Annotated in this window: 6 protein-coding genes and 1 pseudogene; 6 read left to right on the forward strand and 1 reads right to left on the reverse strand. The window is 41.6% G+C overall.

The window, feature by feature from the left end:
• Positions 1-443: 443 nt before the first annotated feature.
• On the reverse strand, positions 444-1,016 hold the full coding sequence (locus tag O9332_RS05810; protein ID WP_002760969.1) for a Uma2 family endonuclease: 573 nt from the start codon (positions 1,014-1,016) through the stop codon (positions 444-446).
• 209 nt (positions 1,017-1,225) lie between these two features.
• On the opposite strand from O9332_RS05810, the gene ileS reads away from it, so the two are divergent.
• The 6 genes and pseudogenes from ileS to O9332_RS05840 form a co-directional block, all read left to right on the forward strand.
• A complete protein-coding gene (gene ileS / locus O9332_RS05815) occupies positions 1,226-4,084 on the forward strand; it encodes an isoleucine--tRNA ligase (RefSeq protein WP_002760970.1) in 2,859 nt (952 codons plus the stop codon).
• 107 nt (positions 4,085-4,191) lie between these two features.
• On the forward strand, positions 4,192-4,554 hold the full coding sequence (locus O9332_RS05820) for a hypothetical protein (protein ID WP_002760972.1): 363 nt from the start codon (positions 4,192-4,194) through the stop codon (positions 4,552-4,554).
• Between the two features lie 589 nt (positions 4,555-5,143).
• On the forward strand, positions 5,144-5,506 hold the full coding sequence (gene ndhC / locus O9332_RS05825; RefSeq protein ID WP_002739390.1) for a photosynthetic/respiratory NAD(P)H-quinone oxidoreductase subunit C: 363 nt from the start codon (positions 5,144-5,146) through the stop codon (positions 5,504-5,506).
• A gap of 47 nt (positions 5,507-5,553) precedes the next feature.
• Positions 5,554-6,297 carry a photosynthetic/respiratory NAD(P)H-quinone oxidoreductase subunit K gene (gene ndhK, locus O9332_RS05830; protein WP_002760976.1) on the forward strand — a complete coding sequence of 248 codons (744 nt, stop codon included), beginning with the start codon at positions 5,554-5,556 and terminating at the stop codon, positions 6,295-6,297.
• A complete protein-coding gene (locus tag O9332_RS05835; protein ID WP_002760978.1) occupies positions 6,298-6,801 on the forward strand; it encodes an NAD(P)H-quinone oxidoreductase subunit J in 504 nt (167 codons plus the stop codon).
• An 887-nt stretch (positions 6,802-7,688) separates the two neighbouring features.
• Positions 7,689-7,811 (forward strand): annotated as a pseudogene (locus O9332_RS05840) (transposase family protein); the annotation flags it as partial.
• Positions 7,812-7,823: the final 12 nt, after the last annotated feature.

The raw sequence follows: 7,823 nt of genomic DNA on the forward strand, positions 1-7,823 counted from the left end.
GGGGGTCAATTACCTAATTTTCAGGGAAAAAGTCCCTGAATTTCCCCCTGATCACTCCCATATCTGGTACTTTTTGAGGGGAAAAAAGTCCAAAAGTCTTATCCAACAAGGTTTTTAGATTTATTCAGCAAGCCCTAATTAGGGTTTGCCCTGACCTTACACGATCGAGTGCTGTCTTTCAGCTATGTTTATTGTTCCCTAGGGCAGTTGGGAACTAACAGCGATCGCTAAATTTCTGTTTTTTGATCGCAATTTACAGCCTTTCCCATAAACATAAAGTATAACCTAATTTGGTATTGACGAACAGCTACCCAAAAGGAAAACTTCCTACAGGTTTGACAAATAGAATTAAATGCTTGATAATCTCGGTTTTTAGGCAAAGGGAGACAGATCTACCCCTATCCCTAGAGACATAAAAGTGCGATGTCAAAAAAGAATTGTAATCATACCAAACCGGGGACTTTGCGATAGATAGAAGCGAGCGATCCCCGGAATCCTACACTGGTGAATTCTACCGCATCCCCGGCTTCATAGATCTGTTCTTTCCAGATTCCAGAATCCTCGCGACGGTGACATTCAATTTTCCTCTGGTTTTGATGGATAAGAATGTATTCTTTTAAGGTGGGACAGGTTTGATAATCGCTAAATTTATCACCCCTATCAAAGGATTCCGTAGATTTCGATAATACTTCAATAATCAGAACGGGATAGAGAATAAAATCATCGGTATTGTTAATCTCTCTCTCGTCACAAACCACCGCAATATCGGGATAATAATAACAATTTGCCTCCTCTAACCGGACTTTGATATCGGAAGTGAGAACAAGACAGGGACTATCATCGAGATGGATATTCAATAAAGTAGCTAGATTGGTATTTAAGACAATATGCGGCTTTTTTGCCCCTACCATTGCATAAATCCGTCCTTTTCGGTACTCGTGCTTGATCGGACTGACTCTTTCCCCTTCTAGATACACTTCTGGAGAGACATAAAAAAAATTAGGATTCGTCACCATCGTCCCCATGCTCCCTATCCTCGAATAACTAAATTATAGCCTTTCGGAATCATCGCTCTTGGACTCAATCTCGCTAGACTTATAGATCAATGATTGTCACTTGTAATATTTGTATTACAGTTATGTGACAGAATAGAGATAACGACTCTCAAAGGGACGTTATTTAGGAATGAATCCCAAAAACGATTGATATCCATAGGTTTGCCAGAATGTCCAACGCTAAAAGTTACAAAGATACCGTTAATTTGCCTCAAACTGACTTTGATATGCGAGCAAATGCCAGTAAACGTGAGCCAGAAATCCAGAAATTCTGGCAAGATGAGCAAATATATGAGAAATTAGCGCAAAATAACCCCAAAGAATTATTTATTCTCCACGATGGACCCCCCTACGCTAACGGGTCCCTGCATATCGGTCATGCTTTAAATAAAATTCTCAAAGACATTATCAATAAATATAAACTGCTGCAAGGCTACAAAGTGCGCTATGTGCCGGGTTGGGATTGTCACGGGTTGCCGATCGAACTAAAGGTTTTACAAAGTCTCAAAAGCTCAGAAAAAGAGGGTCTAACCCCTTTGAAATTACGTCAGAAAGCCCACGATTTTGCCCTTCAAACGCAAAAAGAACAGTGTGAAGGTTTCAAAAGGTATGGAGTCTGGGGAGACTGGGAAAATCCCTATTTAACCCTAAAACCTGAATACGAGGCCGCTCAAATTGCCGTATTCGGAAAAATGGCCCTAAAAGGTTATATTTATCGGGGACTAAAACCAGTTCACTGGAGTCCTAGTTCTCAAACCGCTTTAGCTGAGGCCGAATTAGAATATCCCGAAGGTCACACTTCCCGCAGTGTCTATGTTGCTTTTCCGATTACGTCAGTTTCAACCCCGGTTTTAAGGCCATTTTTGCCTAATTTATCCGTCGCTATCTGGACGACTACCCCCTGGACTTTACCCGGGAATTTGGCCGTCGCATTAAACCCAGAATTAAACTATTCAGTGGTGGAAACTAGCGAGTCTAATTATCTAATCGTAGCGACGGATTTAGTCGAAAAATTGGCCGACACTTTTAACAGGACTTTGACGATTAAAGCAACGGTTAAAGGTCTGGAATTAGAACATACTAAATATCGTCATCCTTTGTTTGACAGAGAAAGTGCGATTCTCATCGGTGGGGATTATGTCACCACTGATTCCGGTACCGGATTAGTTCACACGGCCCCCGGCCATGGTCAGGAAGATTATATCGTCGGTCAACGTTACGGTTTACCGATACTTTCTCCCGTGGATGATAAGGGAAATTTCACCGCAGAAGCGGGACAATTTGCGGGTTTAAATGTCTTGAAAGATGCTAATGAAGCAATCATTTTAGCACTGACAGAAAAGGGTGCCTTACTCAAAGAAGAAGCATATCAGCATAAATATCCCTACGATTGGAGAACCAAAAAACCGACAATTTTCCGCGCAACAGAACAATGGTTTGCTTCCGTGGAAGGATTCCGGGAATTAGCTTTAGAAGCAATTGATTCGGTGCGTTGGATTCCTGCAACGGGTAAGAATCGCATCACTTCTATGGTTAGTGAAAGAAGCGATTGGTGTATCTCTCGTCAGCGCAGTTGGGGGGTTCCTATTCCTGTTTTTTATGACGAAGAAACGAATGAACCTCTGTTAACGGAGGAGACGATTAATCACGTTCAAGCTATCTTCGCAGTCAAGGGTTCTAATGCTTGGTGGGAGTTATCCGTAGAGGAATTGTTACCTCCCAGTTATCGCAATAATGGTCGCAGTTATCGCAAGGGAATGGATACTATGGATGTGTGGTTTGATTCTGGTTCTAGTTGGAATGCGGTGGCTAATGCTCGACCAGAATTAAGTTATCCTGCGGATATGTATCTAGAAGGATCGGATCAGCATCGGGGATGGTTTCAATCGAGTTTATTAACCAGTGTCGCTGCTAATGGTATTGCTCCCTATAAAACGGTGTTAACTCACGGTTTTGTTTTGGATGAACAGGGACGAAAAATGAGTAAATCTCTGGGGAATGTCATCGATCCCAATGTGATCATTAATGGTGGTAAAGACCAGAAAAAAGAACCCGCTTATGGGGTGGATGTGATTCGGTTATGGGTGTCCTCGGTGGACTATACCAATGATGTGAATATCGGTCAAAATATTCTTAAACAGTTGGTAGATATCCGTAATAAAATCCGTAACACTGCCAGGTTTTTACTGGGGAGTTTAAATGATTTTGATCCCGTTAAAGATGCGGTAGCTTATGAAGAGCTACCGGAGATTGATCGCTATATGTTACATCGTATCTCGGAGGTGTTTACGGAAGTAACGGCAGCTTTTGAAAGTTTCCAATTTTTCCGCTTTTTCCAGACGGTACAGAATTTTTGTGTTGTCGATTTATCTAACTTTTATATCGACATCGCTAAGGATCGTTTATATATTTCTGATCCTAATTCTTTCCGTCGTCGCAGTTGTCAAACAGTCTATGCTATTGCTTTAGAAAATCTCGCTAAAGCGATCGCTCCTGTCCTCTCTCATCTAGCGGAAGATATCTGGCAATTTCTCCCCTACAAAACTCCTTATTTATCGGTATTTGAGTCAGGATGGCTAAACATCGATCCTGCTTGGAATAATCGCGAATTGGCCGATAAATGGGCGAAATTCCGGCAGCTACGCACCGAAGTTAATAAGGTGATGGAAACTGCCAGAAATGATAAAGCGATCGGTGCTTCTTTAGAGGCAAAAGTTTTACTTTATGTTCCCGATGAAACCTTACAACAGGAGTTGGAATTATTCAACAATTGTGAGAGTTTAACGGGGAATAAAGTCGATGAATTGCGTTATCTATTTCTCTCTTCTCAAGTGGAATTAGTTAGTGATATTAGCGCAATTCAAACCGCCGAATATAAAGGAGAATCGGACTTTGTTTCGGTGGGAATTGTCAAAGCGGACGGCGAAAAATGCGATCGCTGTTGGAATTATTCGACTCAAGTGGGAAAATTTGCCGATGATCCCACTATTTGTGAGCGCTGTAATGCCGCTTTAAAAGGAGAGTTCTAAGCTAAATTAAAAGGGTGCTTTATTGTCTAATAAAGTACCCTTGTTTAATCCTCAGCTAAAAAAAAACTTATTCACAGGTATTAACTCTAGCGAATAGATAATTAGGGATGGAAGATTACCAATCAGCTTTTTTACAACGTCATCAAGATACAGAAATACTTTGTAAATCTAATAGGAAAATAGCTGCTATGCACTTTGGAGGTATTACGATCGAATGTTTTCTGAAATCTATGATCTTAGCTTCGGTATCCAGTCAAGAATGGAAAACTGATTCCAATAACCCCGGACATACTATAACTAATCCGGGTCACAGTTTGACAACTGCTTTAAAACGTCATAATCGTCTCTATTCGAGAGTTCAAAATTTTCCAGAGGTGAGAAAATGGATTAATATAGTAGAAAAACCTAGTCAAAATTTTATAACTATGGGTTATTCCAGCGGTGAACCAAATGACGATGAATACAAATAGTGGTTATCAGCGTATAAAAGTCTGAAAAGTTGGCTTCATAAACAAGCTACTCAACTTTGAGGAGATAGTTATGTCAGAAACTTGGTTAAGATCACTGAAACAAAATTGATGATTTTAATTGGCTTAGTAAATTAAATCTAATTAACCCTTTTCAACGGTAAAAAAATATCCATCCTGATATACTTGATCGCAAGTCCATTTCCCAGAGCCAAAATAAAGCGATTGCTTTTCTGAGCGGGTGCATTAACAAAGTATAGTGGGTCTGACAGCATTTCTCCTAATTTAGACTGCCTATCGGAAATTTTAGTACAAATGCTCGGACTGGCAACTCTGGCACTCCCATGCAGTCTTAACGAGTAATCTGGATAGTCAGCAGTCCATTACGGTCATTTCCTTGTCACCCCGTCAGAGTTAAGAGCAAAGCACGGACAGAAGCGAAGTTTGACCCGACGATTGGCTAATGGTATCGATAAACATCTTCAATGCTGCTTTTGAGAAGGAGACGGGTTGCTAAAGCCTCTATAATAAGTACCCATAGAGATGCCGACAACTTCCCCTGTCGATAGCGAATAAGGAGAAAAAAAACCCAGTGTTTGTCCTCAAAGGTTACGAGTATTTTCTAGGATTTCTGCTCGCTTGCAGTTTAGTACCAATCCTATCCCTAACTGCCTCCAAAGTCCTGCGGCCTAGTGGTGGCGGTCCAGAAAGACGTACCACCTATGAATCGGGGATGGAACCGATCGGCGGTGCTTGGATTCAGTTTAACATTCGTTATTATATGTTTGCCCTCGTTTTCGTGGTTTTTGACGTGGAAACCGTCTTTCTCTACCCTTGGGCAGTAGCTTTCAATCAATTGGGCCTATTAGCTTTTGTAGAAGCATTGATCTTTATTGCTATCCTTGTGGTTGCTCTCGTCTATGCTTGGCGGAAAGGAGCCTTAGAATGGTCATAAAGGCCATAATTTTCCTTATTTTTGACTTTTCATGAGAGGATAACCGGATGAGTCCCAACCCTACCAGCGAATTTAAGCAAATTATCGAACAACAAAGCGAAAAAATCCTCAATCCCATCGAACGCACCAAAGTTACCCAGGATTTATCGGAAAATGTCATCCTTACCACCGTTGATGACCTGTATAACTGGGCGCGTTTGTCAAGTCTTTGGCCGATGCTATACGGTACAGCTTGCTGTTTTATCGAGTTTGCAGCCTTGATTGGTTCCCGTTTTGATTTCGATCGCTTTGGTTTAGTTCCCCGTTCTAGTCCCCGGCAAGCCGATTTAATCATCACTGCCGGTACAATCACCATGAAAATGGCCCCCGCTTTGGTGCGTCTGTACGAAGAAATGCCAGAACCTAAATATGTGATCGCCATGGGTGCCTGTACGATTACGGGGGGAATGTTCAGCAGTGACTCCACCACCGCAGTCAGAGGGGTAGATAAACTTATCCCCGTGGATGTCTATATACCCGGTTGTCCCCCCCGTCCAGAAGCGATTATCGACGCGATTATTAAACTGCGGAAAAAAGTCGCTAACGAATCTATTCAAGAACGTGGGACTGTCCTCCAGCAAACCAATCGTTATTACAGCACCACCCACAAAATGCAGGCCACAGAACCGATTCTCACAGGTAAATATCTACAATCGGCCACCCGTCAAGCACCCCCGAAAGAGTTACTAGAAGCCACTGGTATGCCTGTTCCCCCCGCTCTTTTGACCACGAAACAAAAGGAAGAAATCTAAATGACTGAAGAAACGACAGCTATTGTGCAAGCTGGCCCCACTTCGATTTGGTTAAGCGAAAATGGTTTTGAGCATCAAGCTTTAGAAGCTGACCATAGTGGTGTGGAATTGATTAAAGTAGAACCAGACTTTTTAATTCCTCTGGCCACTGCTTTATACGCTTATGGTTTTAATTATCTCCAATGTCAGGGCGCTTACGATTTGGGACCAGGGAAAGAATTGGTTAGTTTCTATCATCTGGTCAAAGTAACCGATAATGTCGATAGTCCCGTGGAAGTGCGCTTAAAAGTCTTTCTTCCTCGAGATAATCCCCGGGTTGCTTCGGTTTACTGGATTTGGAAAGCGGCTGACTGGCAAGAACGAGAAAGTTATGATATGTTCGGCATTATTTATGAAGGACATCCCCACCTGAAACGGATTTTAATGCCGGAAGATTGGGTCGGTTGGCCTCTACGCAAAGACTACGTTTCTCCCGAATTCTACGAACTACAGGACGCTTACTAAGTCGAGAATTTAATCACTAAGTAGGGTTTGCTGAAAAAGTTTGTTGGTGGGGTTAGGAGTCAGTAGCCGGTCGTCAGGAGCCGGTCGTTTCAGGCTTTGTTGCCCTCTCTTTACGTACTAATTTTGTACTATAAGGAGAATAATGCAAGGTTTTTGAGGGGCCCAATCCGATTTTCTAGCACTAACATCGGATTTTAACAGGTCAAAAGCCTTATTTTAAAAGGGTTTTACCATTATTCAGCAGACCCTAAGTAGGGAGGCAAAATTATTTGTAGGATGGGTTAGCGGTAGCGTAACATAATCAGGCGTTGGGTTTCATGCTTCAACCCAACCTACGTTCATCTTATATTTAATTCCACCCACCCACTTAATATCGGGTTAGAAGATATTTCTAGCCCGATTTTTGCTGTTGACTATTTAGGGTTTGCTGAATAAATCTAAAAACCTTGTTGGATAATATGGCTCTTCGGTTTGTGTTATGCAATGGACGGGGGTTATAAAGGATAAAACCCTTACATAGAAAGACATTGCTTCGATTTTTGCCAATTGTTTTCTATCTAGAACGAGCTAATCAATTGAGTCTCTTGCCCTATAAGGATTTAGTCGATTTATGCCCCCTATCGAACCATACCAAGTAACGAAGAACCGATATTTTTAGACTTTTTTGAAATCAAAAAGGGGTGCATCTCATTTTTGTAAATCTACCAAGTTGGGATTTTTACGGGGACACTCTCGGCTAAAATCGGGCGTTACTTTCGGTTTTATCACTCAATCCAAGCTTTTGGGGGGTAGAACCCTAGGGCTGTTTCATTCTCCCATCAGAATATCAAAAGTAAAAGCGATCACTATCAGGTAAAATGAGAAGTGACCGCCAACTTTTAAAATATATGTTGAGCTTAATAGAAAAACTGAAACAAGTCAAGGACTTTCGGAAAGATCAAGGAAAAAGACACCCTTTATGGATAGTATTAGTAGTAATAATACTGGGAACAATGCTAGGATACTCAGGTTAGAGAGAGCTA

The sequence above is a fragment of the Microcystis sp. LE19-10.1B genome (genome assembly GCF_027530565.1).
In the GTDB taxonomy this organism is placed as follows: Bacteria; Cyanobacteriota; Cyanobacteriia; order Cyanobacteriales; family Microcystaceae; genus Microcystis; species Microcystis aeruginosa.